General features: G+C 69.4%; 14 protein-coding genes. 10 read left to right on the forward strand and 4 right to left on the reverse strand.

Annotated elements, in window-relative coordinates; translation table 11 throughout:
- Window positions 1-34 precede the first annotated feature (34 nt).
- The 7 genes from WMF46_RS03780 (at window position 35) to WMF46_RS03810 (ending at window position 11,319) form a co-directional block, all read left to right on the forward strand.
- Window positions 35-1,705: a right-handed parallel beta-helix repeat-containing protein gene (locus WMF46_RS03780; RefSeq protein WP_437984338.1), complete on the forward strand. Its 1,671-nt coding sequence runs from the start codon at window positions 35-37 to the stop codon at window positions 1,703-1,705.
- 94 nt (window positions 1,706-1,799) lie between these two features.
- The gene (locus WMF46_RS03785) at window positions 1,800-2,402 is read left to right on the forward strand and encodes a glutathione S-transferase N-terminal domain-containing protein (protein WP_437984339.1); all 603 of its coding nucleotides are present in this window, start codon (window positions 1,800-1,802) and stop codon (window positions 2,400-2,402) included.
- Window positions 2,403-2,618: 216 nt separating this feature from the next.
- Window positions 2,619-3,659 (forward strand): metalloregulator ArsR/SmtB family transcription factor, encoded by a 1,041-nt coding sequence (locus tag WMF46_RS03790; protein WP_437984340.1) that lies wholly within the window; start codon window positions 2,619-2,621, stop codon window positions 3,657-3,659.
- 152 nt (window positions 3,660-3,811) lie between these two features.
- Window positions 3,812-7,732: an ATP-binding protein gene (locus WMF46_RS03795; protein ID WP_437984341.1), complete on the forward strand. Its 3,921-nt coding sequence runs from the start codon at window positions 3,812-3,814 to the stop codon at window positions 7,730-7,732.
- 143 nt (window positions 7,733-7,875) lie between these two features.
- Window positions 7,876-8,616, forward strand: a complete 741-nt coding sequence (locus WMF46_RS03800) for a hypothetical protein (RefSeq protein ID WP_437984342.1) — start codon at window positions 7,876-7,878, stop codon at window positions 8,614-8,616.
- A 220-nt stretch (window positions 8,617-8,836) separates the two neighbouring features.
- A complete protein-coding gene (locus tag WMF46_RS03805; RefSeq protein ID WP_437984343.1) occupies window positions 8,837-9,874 on the forward strand; it encodes an NADP(H)-dependent aldo-keto reductase in 1,038 nt (345 codons plus the stop codon).
- Window positions 9,875-10,011: 137 nt separating this feature from the next.
- Entirely contained in the window at window positions 10,012-11,319 is a 1,308-nt protein-coding gene (locus tag WMF46_RS03810; RefSeq protein WP_437984344.1) for an aminotransferase class V-fold PLP-dependent enzyme, read from the forward strand.
- A gap of 54 nt (window positions 11,320-11,373) precedes the next feature.
- Here WMF46_RS03810 and WMF46_RS03815 read toward each other — a convergent pair whose 3' ends face one another.
- The gene (locus WMF46_RS03815) at window positions 11,374-11,850 is read right to left on the reverse strand and encodes a VOC family protein (protein WP_437984345.1); all 477 of its coding nucleotides are present in this window, start codon (window positions 11,848-11,850) and stop codon (window positions 11,374-11,376) included.
- 297 nt (window positions 11,851-12,147) lie between these two features.
- Between WMF46_RS03815 and WMF46_RS03820 the strand changes: the two genes are divergently transcribed.
- Complete coding sequence (locus WMF46_RS03820; RefSeq protein ID WP_437984346.1) at window positions 12,148-12,594, forward strand: hypothetical protein; 447 nt, start codon at window positions 12,148-12,150, stop codon at window positions 12,592-12,594.
- Window positions 12,595-12,719: 125 nt separating this feature from the next.
- On the opposite strand, the gene WMF46_RS03825 is transcribed toward WMF46_RS03820, so the two are convergent.
- Window positions 12,720-14,300 carry a hypothetical protein gene (locus tag WMF46_RS03825; RefSeq protein WP_437984347.1) on the reverse strand — a complete coding sequence of 527 codons (1,581 nt, stop codon included), beginning with the start codon at window positions 14,298-14,300 and terminating at the stop codon, window positions 12,720-12,722.
- A gap of 61 nt (window positions 14,301-14,361) precedes the next feature.
- Between WMF46_RS03825 and WMF46_RS03830 the strand changes: the two genes are divergently transcribed.
- On the forward strand, window positions 14,362-14,643 hold the full coding sequence (locus tag WMF46_RS03830; RefSeq protein WP_437984348.1) for an FG-GAP repeat protein: 282 nt from the start codon (window positions 14,362-14,364) through the stop codon (window positions 14,641-14,643).
- Window positions 14,644-15,068: 425 nt separating this feature from the next.
- Window positions 15,069-16,205, forward strand: a complete 1,137-nt coding sequence (locus WMF46_RS03835) for a trypsin-like serine peptidase (RefSeq protein WP_437984349.1) — start codon at window positions 15,069-15,071, stop codon at window positions 16,203-16,205.
- 314 nt (window positions 16,206-16,519) lie between these two features.
- Here the strand turns inward: WMF46_RS03835 and WMF46_RS03840 are convergent, their stop codons facing one another.
- Complete coding sequence (locus tag WMF46_RS03840; RefSeq protein WP_437984350.1) at window positions 16,520-17,104, reverse strand: protoglobin domain-containing protein; 585 nt, start codon at window positions 17,102-17,104, stop codon at window positions 16,520-16,522.
- Window positions 17,105-17,354: 250 nt separating this feature from the next.
- Window positions 17,355-18,014, reverse strand: coding sequence for a MarR family winged helix-turn-helix transcriptional regulator (locus WMF46_RS03845; protein WP_437984351.1), 660 nt, complete (start codon window positions 18,012-18,014; stop codon window positions 17,355-17,357).
- Window positions 18,015-18,241 lie beyond the last annotated feature (227 nt).

Genomic DNA, 18,241 nt, shown 5'->3' on the forward strand with positions numbered 1-18,241 from the left:
CGGTGTGCCCAGCTGATGGCGTATCCTTCTGCGGATGAGGCAAGGCGCGAGGATAGGTGTCCTGCTCGTCGCGATGGCGGCGTGCGGCGGCGATGGCGATGAGGGGGAGTCCACCGCTGGCGCCGGAGGCGCCACGCCGGGCGCGGGCGCCGCCGGAGGCTCCACGTCTGGCGCGGGGGGCTCCACGCCGGGCGTCCCGGCCTATGGTCGTTTCGGCCAGCCAGCGACCACCTTCACGCTGCCGGAGCCGGCCCCGAGGGAGGGTGAGCTCCCCGAGATCGCCTATCCCGATCTCGCCGGGTCGTTCCCGGAGGTCGACTGGAGCGCGCTCGATCGGCTCTACATTCCGGCTGGCCACTACCGGAGCATCCTGCTCGGCGGCTTGCCCGAGCGGAGCGCGGAGCGCCCGCTCGTGATCACGAACCTCGGCGGACAGGTCGAGGTCGGGGGCGACGCCGCCAACTACGTGTTCGTGATCAAGGGCGGAAAGGGCTGGATCCTGACGGGCCGCCACGACCCTGTCTCGAAGACCGGAGACGAGGGGTTCCGGGGGCACGCCGAGGGCGCGTTCGCCCATGGCCAGGGGACGTACGGCATCTTCATCGACGACGCGTTCAGCAAAGAGGGCCTCTCGGGGCTGGCCATCGGCGGAGGAGCGTCGGATTTCGAGCTGGATACCCTCGAGGTCACGCGCGCCGAGTTCGCCGGCATCGTCGCCAAGACCGACGACGACGGGCAGGCCACGATGCGCAACGTGAAGATCCACGACCTCTACGTGCACGACGTCGGCTCGGAGGGGATCTACTTCGGCAGCACCCAGGCGCAGCCGCAGCACGCGTTCGAGCGCCTCGAGGTGTACGATAACCGGTTCCTGCGCACCGGCACCGAGGCGCTGCAGGTCGGGCAGCTCGGCTCGGACTGCGAGATCCACCACAATGTCATCGGACCGGGCGCGGTCCGGTGGCGGTCGGCGTTCGACCTTTACCAGGATGGCAATGTGCAGTTCGGCCAGCGGTACGGCAGCTCGAGCTTCCACCACAACCTCGTGATCGGGACGGGCGACCTCTTCGTCGAGCTGTTCCCGACGCGCGTGGACGGCGATCCGCGCTCGCCGTCGGACACGGTCTCGTTCACGGACAACTACTTCGCCGACACGTCGCTGAGCGGGGTGTACACGCACGCGGTGGACACCGGCGCCACGATACGCTTCGAGCGCAACGTCTTCCTCGGGTTCCACTTCAACTATGGCGAGGTGTACCCCGACGCGGACGAGCCTGTGCAGGTCTTCGCGGTGGGCAGCAACGCGCCGAACCCGCACATCCTGAAGGGCAACCGGGTGGACGGGCCCTATCCGTTCATCAAGTGGCTCTTCGACAGCGTGCAGGCCGAGGACAATCCGACGGTCGCGGTGGAGCGGGTCCGCTTCCGAGACTTCATGGGAAGCGGCCTCGACGAGGACTATCGGCGCCTGGAGTGGTGGACCGACCGCGCGACGCTCAGCCCGGACGAGCGCGCCGTGACGTACCCCAAGGGCGCGTACGTCCTCCACCAGGGGGCGCTCTACGAGGCGCTCGCGGACAACCAGGGCAAGCAGCCCGATCAGCACACCGACGTGTGGCGCGCGCTGCCGGCCCCTGCGGACGACGTCCGTTTGAGCGCCGACTCGCCCCACCAGGGGCTCGGCGTCCGCTGGCCGCCGCCTTAGAATCCCAACAATCTCCTTGTCTCCCCGTCTCCCTGTTCAATTCCTCTTTGCTGAGATACCAACAAATGAGTGGATTTGTCAGGAGCTGTTCTCCATGAAGCTCTTCTACGCTTCCACATCCCCCTTTGCCCGCAAGGTGCGGGTCGCCGCGCATGAGCTGCAGCTGGGAGACCGGATCGAGCTTGTGCTGGTCAATCCCTGGTCGGACGCGGCGCTGCGGTCGCTGAACCCGCTGGCCAAGGTCCCGACGCTGGTCCTGGGGGACGGGCAGGTGCTCTTCGAGTCGGCGCTCCTCTGCGAGTACCTGGATCACCTCGCGGCCGGCGGGCTGTATCCAGCGCCGGGAGAGGCGCGGTGGAGCGCCTTGCTCTGGCAGGGCATCGCGGACGGTATCAGCGCTGCTGCCGGGCGCCTCTTCGCCGACGAGCATCGCCCATCCGACGAGCGATCGAGCAGCGTCATGCAGCGTCAGGCGGCTGCCATCGAGGCCGGCCTCGACAGGCTGGAGCGCGACGCCGGTACGCTGTCGGGAGCGCTCGCGGACATCGGCGCGATCTCGGTCGCCTGCGCGCTCGGCTACCTCGACTTCCGCTGGCCGGATCGGGCGTGGCGAAGCGGCCGGAGCGGCCTTTCGCGCTGGTTCGACGTCGTCGGCCAGCGCCCGTCCATGACCGCCACGCAGCACCGCTCGCCGTGATCTCCTGACGTGGCGTCCCCAGGCGGCGCTCGCCGCCCCTGCGGGGTCGATGCTCGCCATCTCCCGCCCGCATCCCGCCCGCGCCCGGCTCGCGCCCGAGCCCGGCTGCGCGCTCGACGGTGACGCTTGAACGAGCGGCGGCCGCCCCGCGAGGTTCCGGTTCGATGACCGTCGAAACAGATTGACGGCGCCTCCGCGCCGCCTAGATTCACTTTGATGACCATCGAAGCAGATCCCCCGGCGCGCGAGCTGGGCGTCGAGGCGCGCATCGGCGTGCTCAAGGCGCTCGCCGACGCGTCGCGGCTCCAGGTGGTGAACGCCCTGATCGAGCGGCCGCACTGCGCCGAGGAGCTGGCCGAGCGGCTGGGGCGCGCGCCTTCCACGGTCTCCTTCCACCTCCGGAAGCTCGACGAGGCCGGGCTGGTGACCAAGCGCAAGACCCAGTACTATCTGGTCTATGCGCTGCGCGACGATCTGCTCCGCCTCACGCTGAAGGAGCTCGTCTCGCTGCCCTCCGCCGCCGACGGCGCCGCGCGGCGGCGCGCGGAGCGAGCCCGGAGCCAGGTGATGCGCGCCTTCTTCCGCGGGGGCGTGCTGGTCCAGATGCCGAAGCAATGGCGCAAGCGGCGCATCGTGCTCGAGCAGTTCCTGGGCAAGTTCCAGGCGGGCCGGCGCTACCGCGAGCAGGAGGTGAACGAGATCATCCAGACCCTGTATCCCGACCACTGCACGATCCGGCGCATGCTCGTCGACGAGGGATACATGACGCGCGACGGCCTGCACTACGAGCTGATCGCGGAACAGACCAGGACACCCGAGGCGAAGGACACGACACCCGGGGCGGAGAACACGACGCCCGCGTCAGGGACGAAGAAGACGGGAGCGAGCACGATGGAAACGCGCAAGGAGCTGAAGCGGAAGTACCTCGAGACCCCGAAGCAGGCGGGCATCTTCCAGGTCAAGAACACGGTGAACGGCAAGGTCCTGCTCGGCAGCAGCACGAACCTCCACGGGCCGCTCAACAAGCACCGTTTCGCGCTGTCCATCGGCGCGCACCAGAACCAGGCTCTCCAGCGGGACTGGCAGCAGCACGGCGCCGACGCCTTCACGTTCGAGGTGCTCGAGGTCGTGCAGCAGAAGGACGAGCCGGGGTTCTCCTTGGCGGACGAGCTCACGCTGCTCGAGCAGATCTGGCTGGAGAGGCTCTCGCCCCTCGCGCCGCGCGGCTACAACACGGATACGCGGCTACGCGAGTGAGACGCAGTCGCTGCGCGAGAGGGCGGCGTCCCCGGCGGTCGCCGCGCTCGCCCGTCTCCTGGCCGCCGGGGCGGCTCGAGGCCGGCGGCGCCTGAGCCGTGCGCCCGTGTCCCGGTGGCAAGAGCCGTGGATCTCATCCACGATGGCGCTGCATGCGGCCAGCCGGCATACGGAAGAAGTCTCCAGATGTCGTCGAGCCCTCGCCCGATGGCCGCGCCCTCGACGCGAGCGCCGAGGGCTGCCTCGCCGGGGGCGGCGAGATGGGCGCCCTGCTGCGCTCGATCGACTGGGCGAAGACGAAGCTCGGCCCCGTCGCGACATGGCCGATCAGCCTGAAGACCGTGGTCGGCCTCGTGCTCGGCAATCGGTTTCCCATGATCATGTTGGTCGGGCCGGAGATGCTGCAGATCTACAACGATGCCTATCGGCCTATCCTGGGCATGAAGCACCCTGCGTCGGTGCTCGCCCCGGCGCGCGAGGTCTGGGCCGAGGTCTGGGACGTCGTCGGCCCGATGACGCAGACCGTGCTCGACGGGGGGCCCGCGACGTGGAGCGAGCACCTCCTGCTCCCGCTTCAACGGCGAGGCTTCGTCGAGGAGACGTACTTCACGCTCTCCTTCAGCCCGATACCCGGCAACGACCAGCGGGTCGCCGGCGTCATCATCACGGTGCAGGAGACCACGGAGCAAGTGCTCGACGCGCGCCAGCTCCGCATGCTGCGCGATCTCGCGACGCGCTCCGCCCATGCGAAGTCTGCCGAGGAGGCGTGCTCCACAGCGGCGGAGATCTTCGCGGCGAACGTCGCCGATCTTCCGTTCTCGCTGCTTTACCTCCTGGACGGCGATACGGGCCATGCGCGCCTCGCTGGCGAGAGCGGGCTCGACGGCTACGAGGGGGCGGCGAAGCCGGCGCGCATCTCCCTCCACGACCGAGGCGGCGAGGCCGCGATCTGGCCGCTCGCGGAGGCGGAGCGCGCCTCTGGCGAGCTCCTCGTTTGCGATCTCGCGGCCCGCTTCGGCGCCTTGCCCCTCGGCCGCCGGGGCAGCGCGATCGAGCGGGCGATCGTCCTGCCCCTCTCGCGGCCGGGGCAGCCTCGTCCGTATGGCTTCCTCATCGGCGGCGTGAGCCCGCATCGCCTGCTCGACGAGCCGTATCGCGGGCTGTTCCGGCTGATCACCGATCAGGTGGTGACCGCCATCGGGAACGCGCGCGCTTACGAGGAGGAGCGCAGGCGCGCCGAGGAGCTCGCCGCGATCGACAGCGCGAAGACGCTGTTCTTCAGCAACGTCAGCCACGAGTTCCGGACGCCGCTGACGCTGATGCTCGGCCCCCTGGAGGACGCGCTCGCGTCGCCGGAGCGCGCGCTCTGCGGCGAGCACCTTCTGCTCGTCTACCGCAACGCGCTACGCTTGCTCAAGCTGGTCAACGCGCTGCTCGACTTCTCCCGCCTCGAGATGAACCGTGCGCAGGCGTCCTACGAGCCGACGGACCTCGCGGGCTTCACCGCCGATCTCGCGAGCGCGTTCCGCTCCGCGATAGAGCGAGCAGGGGTCGCGTTCAAGGTGGACTGCCCGGAGCTCCCGGAGCCGGTCTTCGTCGACCGGGACATGTGGGAGAAGATCGTGCTGAACCTGCTGTCCAACGCCCTGAAGTTCACGTTCGAGGGCGAAATCGTCATGTCGCTGCGCCTTTGCGGGGACCACGTCGAGCTCGTGGTGCGCGACACGGGCACCGGTGTACCCGAGCACGAGCTGCCGCACCTCTTCGAGCGCTTCCATCGCGTCCAGGGAGCGCGCACGCGCACGCACGAGGGTTCCGGGATCGGGCTCGCGCTGGTGCACGAGCTGGTGCGCCTGCACGGCGGAAGCGTCCAGGCGGAGAGCCGCGTGGGCGAGGGGACGGCGTTCACGGTCGCGATCCCGCGCGGGTCCGCGCACCTCCCGCCGGAGCGTATCCGCGCCGAGAAGATGCTCTCGTCGACGGCGACCGGCGCCGCGCCCTACGTCGAGGAGGCGCTGCGGTGGCAGCTCGTCGACGAGGCGCCCGCCCTGGCGCTCGCCTCGACCGATCCCGCCGGGCCCGGCCACGTCTCGGCGCCGTTCGACCCGAGCGCGCGCGTTCTCCTCGCCGACGACAACGCCGATATGCGCATGTACGTGCGGCGCATCCTCGAGGAGCGGTGGACCGTCGAGGCCGTGAGCGACGGCGCCGCCGCGCTCGAGATCGCCCGGCGGTCGCCGCCGGATCTCGTCATCGCCGACGTGATGATGCCGGGCCTCGACGGCTTCGGCCTGCTCCGGGCGCTGCGCGCCGATCCGGCGACGCGGGGCGTGCCAGTCATCATGCTCTCGGCGCGCGCGGGCGAGGAGTCTCGCGTCGAGGGGCTGGCGGCTGGCGCCGACGATTACCTCGTGAAGCCGTTCTCGGCGCGCGAGCTCGTCGCGCGCGTCGCGACCCACCTCCAGCTCGCAGCGCACCGGCGCGCCGCGGAGCGGGAGCGCGAGCAGCTGTTCGCGCTGTTCGAGCAGGCGCCCGTCGGGATCGCCGTCTACCGTGGCCCCGAGCACATCATCGAGGTAGCGAACCCCCACTTTGTGGCCATGGTGGGCCGTGACGTGCTCGGACGCTCGTTGCAGGAGGCCTTCCCTGAGGTCGTCGGCTCGTCGTTCCTCGAGGTCTTCTACCGGGCCTATGCGACGGGCGAGCCGTTCGTCACCCACGACTACCGGTTCGACCTCGATCGCGGGCGCGGCGTGCTGGAAGAGTCGTACTGGAGCTTCAACCTGCTCCCCATGCGTGACCCGGGCGCTGCCGTCGCCCGGATCCTGGTCGTCGCGCTCGACGTCACCGAGTACGTGCGGGCGCGAAAGAAGCTCGAGGCGGCGGCGCGGGAGCGCGAGGAGCTGCTGCGCCGCGCGGAGGACGCGCGGCGGGACGCGGAGCGGGCGAACCTCGCGAAGGACGAGTTCCTTGCGATGCTCGGCCACGAGCTGCGGAACCCGCTCGCCCCGATCGTCACGGCGCTCCATCTGATGCGCCTCCGCGCCGGGGGGCACGCCGAGCGCGAGCGGCTCGTCATCGAGCGCCAGATCAGGCACCTGACGGCGCTCGTCGACGACCTTCTCGACGTCTCCCGGATCGCGCGGGGCAAGGTCGAGCTGAAGAAGCAGCGGATCGAGCTCGCGGAGGTCGTGGCCAAGGCGGTCGAGCTGGCGAGCCCGCTGCTCGAGCAGCGCCGGCACCACCTCACGGTCGCGGTCCCCTCGAGCGGCCTCGCCGTGGACGGGGACGTCATGAGGCTCGCCCAGGTGATCTCGAACCTGCTCACGAACGCCGCGAAGTACACCGAGAGCGGCGGCGAGATCGCCGTCCGTGCCGAGCGCACGGAGGGCGAGGTCGTCCTCTCGGTGAGCGACAATGGCATCGGCATCGCCCCCGAGATGCTGGCGAGCGTCTTCGAGCGCTTCGTGCAGGAGCGCCAGGCGCTCGACCGATCCCAGGGCGGGCTGGGCCTGGGCCTCTCGATCGTCCACAACCTGATCGCGATGCATGGCGGCCGCGTGAGCGCGTACAGCGAGGGCCGTGGGCGAGGAAGCGAGTTCACCATCCGGCTGCCGGCCGCGGCGAACGCGCGCTCGCCCGAGACCGCGCCGGCGCGCCCGCCGGCCAGGATGCAGGAGACTCCATCTCCCGCGGACCGGCGCCGCATCTTGCTCGTGGACGACAACCTCGACGCGGTCGAGCTCCTGGCCGAGTCGCTCGGCGCCTCGGGGTACACGACGCGCGTCGCCTCCGACGGCCCATCCGCGCTCCGGATCGCGGAGGAGTTCGCGCCCGACGTCGCGCTGCTCGACATCGGGCTGCCGGTGATGGACGGCTACGAGCTCGCGCGGCGCCTCCGTGAGCAGCCGGCGGGTGAGCGGGTTCGCCTGATCGCGATCACCGGTTACGGACAGGAGTCGGATTTCCGGCGGTCGGAGGGGGCAGGTTTCGAGACGCACCTCGTCAAGCCCATCCAGATCGATCGATTGACGGCGCTCATCGACGAGCCGCCGGCCCGCAGGGCCGAGTGAGCCACGTCAGGCTCGTCCCGCTGGAGTCCGGCGAGGGCTCACGCACGACACGATGGGACCGCGCCCGGAGCGCTGTGGCGACGCGCGCCGCGGCCAGACCGAGGCAGCTTCTGATGGGAGAAGGAACAATGAATACGCAACGCATGCGAATTGCGACGATGGGTGTTCTGGTCGCAGGATTCGCCGCGAGCGCGGGATGCACGCTGGTCTCGGGGGTAGGAACGCTCGAGTTCAACGGTGACGCCGCTGGGGGAGCTGGTGGAAGCGGTGACGCCGGCGGTGGCGGCGCCGACGCGGGCGGCGGCGCCGACGCGGGAGGCGGCGCGGCGGGCGGCGCCGGCGGCGGCGGAGGCGAAGCGGGAGGCGGCGAGGCGGGCGGCGCCGGCGGCGGCACGGGCGGCGGCGCGATGGGCGGCGAGGTGATGGTCCAGGAGTGCGTGCCCGGCAAGGGGGTTACCGTGGGCGCCCGCGTCTGGGGTGACGCGTGGCTCAACGGGTTCGTCCTTCATTGCGCCGACTTTCAGAGCGACGGTCACACGGGGGACGGGTACGACGCCGGCCCCGTGACTGGCAGCATGACGGGCTCGCACGTCTCCAAGTTCTGCGACTACCCCAGGAATGTCGTGGCGTTCAGGTACACGTACGACGCGGAGCATGTGTACCAGGTCCAGCTCGGTTGTTCGACGCCCGAGGTATGGAAATCGTCGACGCCCAGCGTCGAACAATGGCTCGATCCCATCGGCGGGACGACGGCTGGTCCGCAAGCGTACGGAGCGCAATGTGAGGAGGGTTCTGCCTATAGCTACTTCACGCTCAACGTCAGCGAGGATGGTCAATCCATACGAAGCTTCGAAGGGCCTCGCTACTGCCTGGGAATGCCCTGATCCCTCGCAAGGCTGCCTCCGGAGACGCCGCTCCTCGGCGAGAGGATCCTCCTCTCCGAGGCGGCGGCGACCGGGGACCCCCGCCGCCGGAGGCGAGCTCCAGGTCTCCGGGCGCGGTCGAGCGCGGAGAGGTGTTGGTCCGTTATAAAAGAAATTACGTCCGTTATGGTGGACGTCGGCGCTGCCCCGTGGTACTGGGCATCCAACGGACGGGACAGCCATGCACTACCGACAGCTGGGTGACAGCGAGCTCCGGGTCTCGGAGCTCTGCCTTGGGACGATGACGTTCGGCGAGCAGAACACGCTCGAGGACGCCAGAGCGCAGCTCGACTACGCGTTCGACGCGGGCATCAACTTCATCGACGCGGCCGAGATGTATCCGGTGCCGACCCGCGCCGAGACGCAGGGGCGCACGGAGAGCTACGTGGGCGAGTGGCTGAGCCAGCGGCCGCGGGACAAGGTGATCGTCGCGACGAAGATCGCGGGGCCGGGCCGCCCGATCCCGTGGGTCCGCGGCGGCTCCCTCGCGATCAACCGCGCCAACGTCCGGCGCGCGGTCGAGGACAGCCTGCGGCGCCTCAGGACCGATTATATCGATCTCTACCAGATCCACTGGCCCGATCGGTACGTGCCCCAGTTCGGCGCGAGCGCCTACGATCCGGCGAACGAGCGCTCGAGCACGCCGATCGCCGAGCAGCTCGCGGCGCTCGCGGAGGTGATCCGCGACGGCAAGGTCCGGTATTTCGGGCTCAGCAACGAGACCGCCTGGGGGGTGGCGCAGTGGAGCCGCGTCGCGGCGCAGCTCGGGCTCCCCAGGCCGGTGTCGATCCAGAACGCCTACAGCCTCGTCAACCGCACGTTCGACTCCGCGCTCGCGGAGGCCTCGCGCCGGGAGGACGTGCCGCTGCTCGCCTATAGCCCGCTCGCGTTCGGCCTGCTCACGGGCAAGCACCTGGGCGGGCCGCCGCCGGGCTCGCGCTTCGCCCGGTTCGAGACCTTCGGCCAGCGCTACAGGAAGCCCAACGTGGACGAGGCGGTGCAGGCCTACGTCAAGCTCGCGCGCGCCCACGGCCTGAGCCCGGCGTCGCTCGCGCTCGCCTTCGTGCGCAGCCGATGGTTCGTGGCGAGCACCATCCTCGGGGCGACAACGCTCGAGCAGCTCGAGGAGAACGTGAAGAGCGCGAACGTGGTGCTCGCCGCGGAGGTTCTCGGAGAGATCGAGCAGATCCACGCCCGGTACCCGAACCCGGCGCCCTGATCTCGCCGGCCCCGGCGGCGCCGCTCGCCCGGGGCGGCGCGGTCCGACCTCTCTGTTCGCGGGAGCGCGGCGCTCCCCGGCGAGCGATGCTGCGGCGCCGGCGGGCAGCCGCCGCGCCGGCACGGAGGGGGGATCAGATGACGACGAAGCTACCCAGGCGGAGCCTGCTCGCAGGCCTGCTGGTGATGGGCGCCGCGGGCTGCGCGGGCTCGGGGGCGATGACGACCGCGAGCGCTCGCCGGAAGGCGCCGTCCGATCCGTGGCAGGGCGTTCGGGACGAGTTCGATCTGTCGCCGGCGTGGATCCACATGACGGCCTTCCTGCTCGCCTCGCACCCGCGGCCCGTCCGCGAGGCGATCGAGCGGCTGCGGAGGGAGCTCGACGAGGACCCGGTGGCCGCGCTCCACGCGCACGAGGATCCAGCGCCGGTGCGGGAGGCGGCCGCGGCGTACATGGGCGCCGCGGCCGAGGAGATCGCGCTCACGGACAGCACCACGATGGGGCTCGCGTCGCTGTACCTCGGCCTGCCGCTCGAGGCCGGCGACGAGGTGCTCACGACGGAGCACGATCACTATTCCACGCACGAGTCGCTCCGGCTCGCCGCGGAGCGGACCGGCGCGGTGGTGCGGAAGATCGCGCTCTATGGGAGGAGCAGCGCCGCGACGGCGACGGCGACGGCGATGGCGGGGGCGATCGAGAAAGCGCTCACCCCGGCCACGCGGGTCGTGGCGATCACGTGGGTGCACTCGAGCTCGGGCGTGAAGACGCCGGTGCGCGCCATCGCCGAGGTCGTCGCCCGGGCGAACCAGGGCCGGGCGCCGGGGGAGCGCGTCGTCTGCTGTGTGGACGGCGTGCACGGCTTCGGGGTCGAGGACGCCACGATGGCCGATCTCGGCTGCGACTTCTTCGCCGCGGGCTGTCACAAATGGATGTTCGGGCCGCGGGGCACCGGCGTGCTCTGGGGCAGGCGGGAGCTCTGGCCGATGCTGCGCCCGAGCATCCCGTCCTTCGGAAGGGCTGCATACGAAGCCTGGCTCCGGCAGCAGCCGCCGCCGCCCACGACCGCGGACATGATGTCTCCCGGAGGGTTCCACTCCTTCGAGCACCGGTGGGCGCTGCCCGCGGCGTTCGCGTTCCACCGGGGCATCGGCAAGGCCAGGGTCGCGGCGCGGATCCACGCCTTGAACCGGCAGTGCAAGGAAGGGCTCAAGGGGATGGGCCACGTCACCCTGCACACGCCGCTCGACGACGCGCTCTCCGCGGGGATCGTGTGCTTCGAGGTGGCGGGGATGACGCCCGAGGCCGTCGTGGCGAGGCTCCGCGAGAGGAAGATCATCGCGTCGACGTCGCCGTATGCGACCTCGTATGTCCGCGTCGCGCCGAGCCTGCTCAACTCCGAGGCGGACGTCGAGGCGGTGCTGCGCGCGATCCGCGCGCTTTCGTGAGGGGCGCGGTCCGGCGAGCCCTCGCCGGACCTCGGGCGGGCGGGACGAGGGTGCCTATCGGGCGGCCTCCTCGATTCGAGCGATGTCGATCTTCTTCATCTGCATCATCGCCTGCATGACCCGACCCGCCTTGGCCGGATCCGGGTGCTGGATGAGCCGGATCAAGGCGGACGGGACGATCTGCCAGGACACTCCGAACCTGTCCTTGAGCCACCCGCACTGGCTCTCGGCGCCGCCGTCGGCCGTGAGCTTGCTCCAGAGCTCGTCGACCTCCTCCTGCGTCTCGCAGGTGACGACGAGCGAGAACGTCTCGTTGAACTTCTGGTGGGCGCCGTTCAGGACCATGAGCCGCTGGCCGTGCAGTTCGAACTCGGCCATCACGAGCGAGCCCTTGGGCCCCGGACCCGCGTCTCCCGAGCGGAGCTCCGAGAGGATCCGTGAGCCCTTGAAGATGGACAGGTAGTACTTCACCGCCTCCTCGGCGTTGTTGCTGAACCAGAGGCACGTCTTGAGCTTCTGCGGGGTGGTCATGATGGGGGCTCCTGGCCGGGGTCGGGTCCGGCGGTGAGGTGAGGGCGGCGCGGTCACCGCGACCGCGCTTTGCCTTGATGTCGGAGCACGGTGCGCCGGCTCGACATGGGGCCGACGATTTTTTTTCGACCCGCCGGGGCGGCGGGCTCCGGGTCGCCGGGGCGGCCGAGGGGGGCGGGGCGGCAGCCCGCCGGGCGGCCGCCGTGGTCCGCCGGCCGCCGCGCCGGGGCGGCGCCGGGCGAGGATGAGCTCGCGGGCAGGGTGGAACGTCGTGGCGATCCGTGAGAGAGCACGCGCATGAGACACATCCTCGATGGGTCGATGGGGGTCATCCTGGCCGCGGGGCTCTGCGGCGCCGGGTGCAGGGCGTCCGCGCACGATCCTCCCGGCATGAACGAGCCTCCCGGTACGAACGCGCCTCCCGGTACGAACGCGCCTCCCGGCACGAACGAACCTCCCGGCACGAACGAGCCTCCGGCGGAAGAGCCCGCCGCGCCGCCGGCGGCCGCTCCGATGGGCGAGCGGATCGTCGTGGGCAGCGATCCGTGCAAGAGCGACGCGGACTGTGTGCCCGTGTGCGCGTGTCACGCGGCCGCGTGCATCGCGAAGGCCACCGCGCCGATGTGTGATCGAGGCCTGATGTGCACGCAGGAGTGTCGGCCCGGAACGATGGATTGCGGCGGCGGCTGCCTCTGCCAGGGCGGCCGGTGCGCCGCCCGCCTGATCAACGTGCCCCCGCCCTGAGCTCCTCTCCACGTGGGCCGGCCTGCAGATGAGCGCGTGAAAGCTCTTGGAGCCCGGCTGAAGCCCCACCAGGACCGTGGACGCCTGGACTCAGATATTTGTAAAGCGGGCGCCCGGCGCGGTCCTCAGTATTTGTAAACATCGGCGAAGATCGAGCGACGCAGGACCTCGTTCGTCGTCGCCTCGCGCACCCACGCGGCGATTCCGGTCCCGTTCGGGCCGAAGCCCACCGTCGGCTCCCAGTGTTCGGCGGCGTTGTCGTCCTCCAGCGCGTGGGCCTCCGTCCATCCCTGCGCGGGCGAGAGCTCGCTGGCAAAGATCGACCGGAGGGCCGCGGCTTTCTGGGTCCACACCGCGAGCCCTCGCCCGGCCCCATCCACGGCGATCTCGGGACCGCTCACGCTATCTTCGTCGGCCGAGAGCTTGTCGGCCGGCTGGAACGTCGTCCCCGAGAAGCGCCGCGCCCAGATCGCGCACCCGGCACCGCACTGACGGAACACCACGCCCCCGTCACCCTCCGCGTTCATCGCGACGGCGTAGTCAGACGCTTTTTGCCCCGCGGTATCCACGCCGGTGGCTCCGGCCCACACGCCCCCTGAATAGGAATTGGCGATCACGTGTGACACCGAGGAGGTCGAGTCGCGCTGGAGGAAGACGACCATCGCGTTCCCGTTGCCGTCCATCACGACGCGCGGGCTCAAGTGGTCGAGCGTGTCGTCCGCTTCCAGCGGCTTCGGGCCCGCCGCGCTGCCCTTGTGCGTCGTCAGATCGTAGGTAACCACGTTGCCCAGCACGTTGAGACGCCCGCCGTCCGACTGGTACCACGCGGTCACCGCGCGCAGCGTCGTGCCCACGGTCGAGACGCCGACAGCCGTGCCGTTGCAGCTTGTCGTGCTCCCCGACACCTTCACCGGTGTTTGCCAGCCCTGCCCGCCCTCGTAAATGGCCAGGTATCCCTCACGCGCCGAGGTGTCGGAGGTGTTCACGTCGATCCCCACGGCGATGTGGCCGGCGGGGGTCATCGCGACCGTCGTCGAATGTTTCGAGACCCCCGAGGTGCCCTCGGCGATCGTCTCGACCGTGCCCCACCCGGCGGGCCATCCGAGCGATGCCGTGAACCGCTTGCCGAACACGGCGCCGCCCACCGAGGACGAATACCAGACGACCACCCCGTTGCCCTCGGCGTCGATGGCGACCCTGGCGTTCACGCCTCTCGTGGCCGCGTCGTTGACCTGCAGCAGCGGGTCCCAGCTGTCGCTCTTCTTGACATAGCGGCGCGCCCATACGGTGGACTGATCATAGAACACGAGCAGCGCGTCGCCGTTGGCCGAGACCGCGACCTGCGGAAGGAAATTCGAGATCTGATTGGCGAGATCGTCATGACCGACGCGCTCGAACGTATCCCAGTGAGGCGGGGGGGCTTCGCCCCCGGTCCCGTCGCCCCCGGTCCCGTCGCCTCCGGTCCCGTCGCCTCCGGTCCCGTCGCCTCTGGTCCCGTCACCGCCTGCTCCGTCACCGCCTGTCGCGCCGCTGCCGCCGCTGCCCGCACGACCGCCGCCGCCGCTGACCACGTCGCTGGAGCTCGACGACGACTCGAATGTTCGCACCTTCTGTCCGCAGGCCGCGACGAGGAGGAGCCCCAGAATGAGACCCAGCTCGCGCCTGGCGCCCGACCGTCCGCCGTGCCCGAATTTTTCGCGCATCATGCGAAGATGAGATCCGAACGCCTCAGAGATGTCAATCCCCAACTGCGCGACCTGTCCTGGCTTGAAAGAACACATTCACACTCTCCACCACCGCGGCAGGAGAGGGTGGCAGCGCGCCCCGTCGGCCGCGGCCGCAAACCTGAACGGCGACGGTCATGCCGACCTCGCCGTCACGAGCTGGTTCACAGGCGTGGGCGTGCGGCTCAGCGCCTGCTTGCCCTCATCTCGACTTATCCGCCACCCTGAGCCGCTCAGCCTGCTGCGCCACGTGGCTGGCCCGGACCGGCGCGACCCGATCGAGGCGCGCGACATGTTGCGGATGCTCGCAGAGCTCCGCCTGTGATTCGCTTCGGCGCCGGAGCTCCAAAGAGCCTTCTTCAACAGGCTCGTTGAAAGAAAAATGTGCTCATTCTGTGATGGTTTCATTCGAGCGGTGTCTTTCCTGGCTCAGCGCCGCTGATTGCGCTCGGCAGTCGCACGTGAGCGCGCGAAAGCCTTACGTTCGTGAGAGGGAATGGTGTAGCGTCGCCATCGATTTGCCGCTTCCGCTTGGGAGGACTGGCTAGGAGGACGGGTAAGATGCAGAGGCCAGAGGCTCGCGCACGAACGGTGCATTCGAGGGTTTCATTTGCGGTATTGACGGCGGCGACGCTGGCTGCTTGCTCCGAAGGAGCACAGCCGCCGGGACCGGAGGAGTCACAGCCTTGGCCGTCCTCGCAGGGCGCGGCGTATGACTCACCGCTCGACACCGGCAGAAGGCAGGTCTTCTTGCGAAAGATCCCGACGGCGCCGGCGTCGGTTCCACTGGAGCCACCGCAGGGCAAGGCCGCCATGGCGCCCGAGTACCCGTATGACCACTCTGGAGATGCAGACAAGGTAGCAGCGCACGAAGCCCACAAACGGCTCCTCCAGCCGGTCAAGGACGATGAGTTCTCCGTCATCGTTGGCAACGGGGAAACAGGCGAAGAATATCAGGTCATCCAGACCCTCGAAGGCCTCAAGGTGGCTGCCGAGTATGCGAGAAAGCTCGGGCACGACGGCCGCGCGGAGAGGCCTACGGGCGATATCGCGCCGGTCGCGGCCGAAGAAGAGCTGAGGCCGCCCAGGTTGGGGACGCAGTCGATCGTCGGTCCGGGAGACAATCGACTCGATTTCAGGATCAGCGCCTTTTATCAGGCGACCGCCTGGCCTCAAACCACGATGGTGCGTGTGACGAACAACCATGGCGCTGGCTCCGGGACGATGATCGGGGCCAGGATCGCCATCACCAACGCGCACGGGACCGTCGATTCGGCTGGAGGTATCGACTGGCCTCGCATTGTCCCAAGGCAAGACACGACGAGCCCTGCTCCGCCATACGGCGTGGTCGGAGCTCAAACCTACGCCTACCCGACGGCGTGGGTGACCCGGAACTGTCCGGTCAATCCCACGTGGGAATGCAATGCGCATGATTGGGTCATTCTGATACTTTGGCCCTCGCCCTTCGGCGGAAGTCATCCCGGCTACCTCGGCTACGCAGCGCACTCGAACGACGCGGTCGTCCAGTCCTGGGCTCATCATCTCTGGGGGTTTCCCGGCTGTGGAATGGCGCAGAGCCCGCCGGGCTGCACGGACGGCGTGCTCTTCGGGGGCGCCGGAGAGGGCCAGAACCCGGGCCCAATCGTCTCCGAGCCGCTCGCCGACTGGCCGTTTCTCAATGCGAAATCTCGGCTCAGCCACAGGGTCGACAATTCGGAGGGCGTGAGCGGCGCCGGCGTCTTCAGCTACGCTCCGGCTGCCGGCGGCCCCTACGTGATCTCCACGTCGATATCGAACGGTGTGATCGCCAACACGGGCGGGCTGGGCCCGCGTATCACGGACACGCTCGTCAGTTACTTCAACTCGGTCCGCGCGCAGTTCCCGTAGTGCCCTGCTCCTTGATGTCCCAGGCGACATCGAGGGACACGGGGCCTCGGAACATGGTGAGAAGCGCGCCATGAGATCTGCCCGACCTCCGCCTCGAACGAGGCCACCAGCTCGTTCGCCAGCGTGGAGATGGCGCCCTCCAGGGAGGCGATTCCCTGAGCGAGGAGATCCAGCCCCTGTCTACCACACAAGCGAGCGGGCGATGGGGTGCTGGTCCACAGACCCCATCCGTACGGCGCCCGACGCGCAGAGGGGTTCCGGGCGCCTCGAGGTGCGGCGCAGAGCACGCGCAGCGGCGCAGGGCGGTCAGCGCGTCAGAAGTCGCCCTCCTTCACGTAGGGGTAGCTCCACAGCGTCACCTGCAGCAGGCAGGATTTGACCCACGCCGCGTGCATCCCCTCGACCTCCTCGGCGGAGTGGCCCTTCTTTGCGAGGAACGGCTTCAGGGTGAGCGTCACCGGGAAGATGAGCGCGAAGAGGTTGCGAAACGGCACCAGGTCGGTCGACGGCGCCCCGTCCGTCTTGTTCTTCTTGACGCGGTGGTGGCGGAGGCCGATCTCGTGCTGGTAGTCGAGCCACTTCTGGTCGTACTCCGCGCGCGCCGTGTCGAGGATCCACTGGCCGAAGCGCTTGCGGACCCCACCGAGGTAGTCGCCGAGCGGCTTGCCGTCGGCCTTGCCGGTGAAGGACGCGAGGAGGTGCGGGTTCGCGCCGACGAAGCCGTACCAGACATCGAGGATCTGCTCGACCTGATCCTTCACGACGTCGTGCGAGAGGCGCAGGTACTTCACGTCTTCTTCCCCGAAGAGGGCGCTCTTCTTCATGTCCTCGAAGTCGGCCGGCAGGACCGGGGACTTCGCGACGGCGCCTGTACCATACGTGTATCCATGGATGGTCATGATCGTCCACTCTTTCTGCGGGCAATACCCCGCGCTCACCTCGAGCGACGTGCTCGGGGCATCGAACCGGTCGTCGCGACGGCGACTGGCCGGTAGGTTGTTCCTCCGAAGCTCGGCCTCGATTCCTCACGACAGCGCCGGCGCGCGTGCCGGCCGCGCTCCGAGGTCGCGGGAGCGCAGCCCCGGAGCGAGGAGCCAGTGACAGGCCTCGGGAGAGCTATCCCCTCATCTCGCGGGGATGAGCAACGCTCTAGTCAGGCTGGACGAAGCGCCGCCACGCGTCTTCGCGCTGCTGCTCTTCAGCCTGCTCGTGTTCGCCGCAATCGATCCTCAGGTGTCGGCCCGCCATCGGCGCGTCGACGAAAGCACAGTGGTGGGGCATCGCCCCTTCATGCGCGTTCGGCCGGAAGTACTTGCACGTGACGCACATGCGGCTCACCGGGATATGCCCGCTGAGCTGCAAGGACCGGATGATCTTCACGACCCCGGCCAGGAACGCCTCTTGCTCCAGCGCCGAGAGCGCGCCCACCGCGGACACGATGGCGTCGGGCAACGTCGTTACTTTCTGCGCGAGCGCGCGCCCGTGCGGCGTGAGCTCGATCAGGCTCGCCCGCGGGTGGCGCGGGTCCGGGCGCTTGACGACAGCTCCCTTGTCCACGAGCGTTCGGACCGAATCGCTGATGGTCGCCAGCGTGACGCCCAGGCGATGCGAGAGCTCGCTCCCGCTGAGCGGCCCCTCGAGCGAGAGGGTCGCGAGGATCTGCCCCTGCGTGGGCGACAGGCCCTCGTGGTTCGCCTGCTCCCACGCCTGCAGCTTCATCGCGAGCCCCAGCTTTCGAAGCCCGACCGCGATGCGCCGATCGATCGGCTCGGAGTTCTCCTCGAAGAAGAGCGGGAGCGAGCGACCCATGACCATCATTTAACTTAGGAGTCCTAAGTTGTCAAGGGAGGCCTGCGGCGTTCCGCGCCGGTGGCCGGGGAAGCGGCGAACGCTCGTCCAGCAGGAGTCGAAGGCCGCGGCCGTCAAGCTGGACCCGTATCTATTTCGCTTCTGGTGCCTCCTATGGGTCCAGATCGGCGCTATCTCCACGGCACCGCAAGTGGTATCCGGGGAATCCGTGTGCCGGTCGTGGAGGT

The organism is Sorangium sp. So ce117, from assembly GCF_051524395.1.
Classification (GTDB): domain Bacteria; phylum Myxococcota_A; class Polyangia; order Polyangiales; family Polyangiaceae; genus Sorangium; species Sorangium cellulosum_B.

Excerpts from the sequence above, each read along its gene's own strand:
- WMF46_RS03780 (WP_437984338.1), top strand. The coding sequence starts at position 35 with ATGAGGCAAGGCGCGAGGATAGGTGTCCTGCTCGTCGCGATGGCGGCG.
- WMF46_RS03785 (WP_437984339.1), top strand. The coding sequence starts at position 1,800 with ATGAAGCTCTTCTACGCTTCCACATCCCCCTTTGCCCGCAAGGTGCGG.
- WMF46_RS03790 (WP_437984340.1), top strand. The coding sequence starts at position 2,619 with ATGACCATCGAAGCAGATCCCCCGGCGCGCGAGCTGGGCGTCGAGGCG.
- WMF46_RS03795 (WP_437984341.1), top strand. The coding sequence starts at position 3,812 with ATGCGGCCAGCCGGCATACGGAAGAAGTCTCCAGATGTCGTCGAGCCC.
- WMF46_RS03800 (WP_437984342.1), top strand. The coding sequence starts at position 7,876 with ATGCGAATTGCGACGATGGGTGTTCTGGTCGCAGGATTCGCCGCGAGC.
- WMF46_RS03805 (WP_437984343.1), top strand. The coding sequence starts at position 8,837 with ATGCACTACCGACAGCTGGGTGACAGCGAGCTCCGGGTCTCGGAGCTC.
- WMF46_RS03810 (WP_437984344.1), top strand. The coding sequence starts at position 10,012 with ATGACGACGAAGCTACCCAGGCGGAGCCTGCTCGCAGGCCTGCTGGTG.
- WMF46_RS03815 (WP_437984345.1), bottom strand. The coding sequence starts at position 11,850 with ATGACCACCCCGCAGAAGCTCAAGACGTGCCTCTGGTTCAGCAACAAC.
- WMF46_RS03820 (WP_437984346.1), top strand. The coding sequence starts at position 12,148 with ATGAGACACATCCTCGATGGGTCGATGGGGGTCATCCTGGCCGCGGGG.
- WMF46_RS03825 (WP_437984347.1), bottom strand. The coding sequence starts at position 14,300 with ATGATGCGCGAAAAATTCGGGCACGGCGGACGGTCGGGCGCCAGGCGC.
- WMF46_RS03840 (WP_437984350.1), bottom strand. The coding sequence starts at position 17,104 with ATGACCATCCATGGATACACGTATGGTACAGGCGCCGTCGCGAAGTCC.
- WMF46_RS03845 (WP_437984351.1), bottom strand. The coding sequence starts at position 18,014 with ATGGGTCGCTCGCTCCCGCTCTTCTTCGAGGAGAACTCCGAGCCGATC.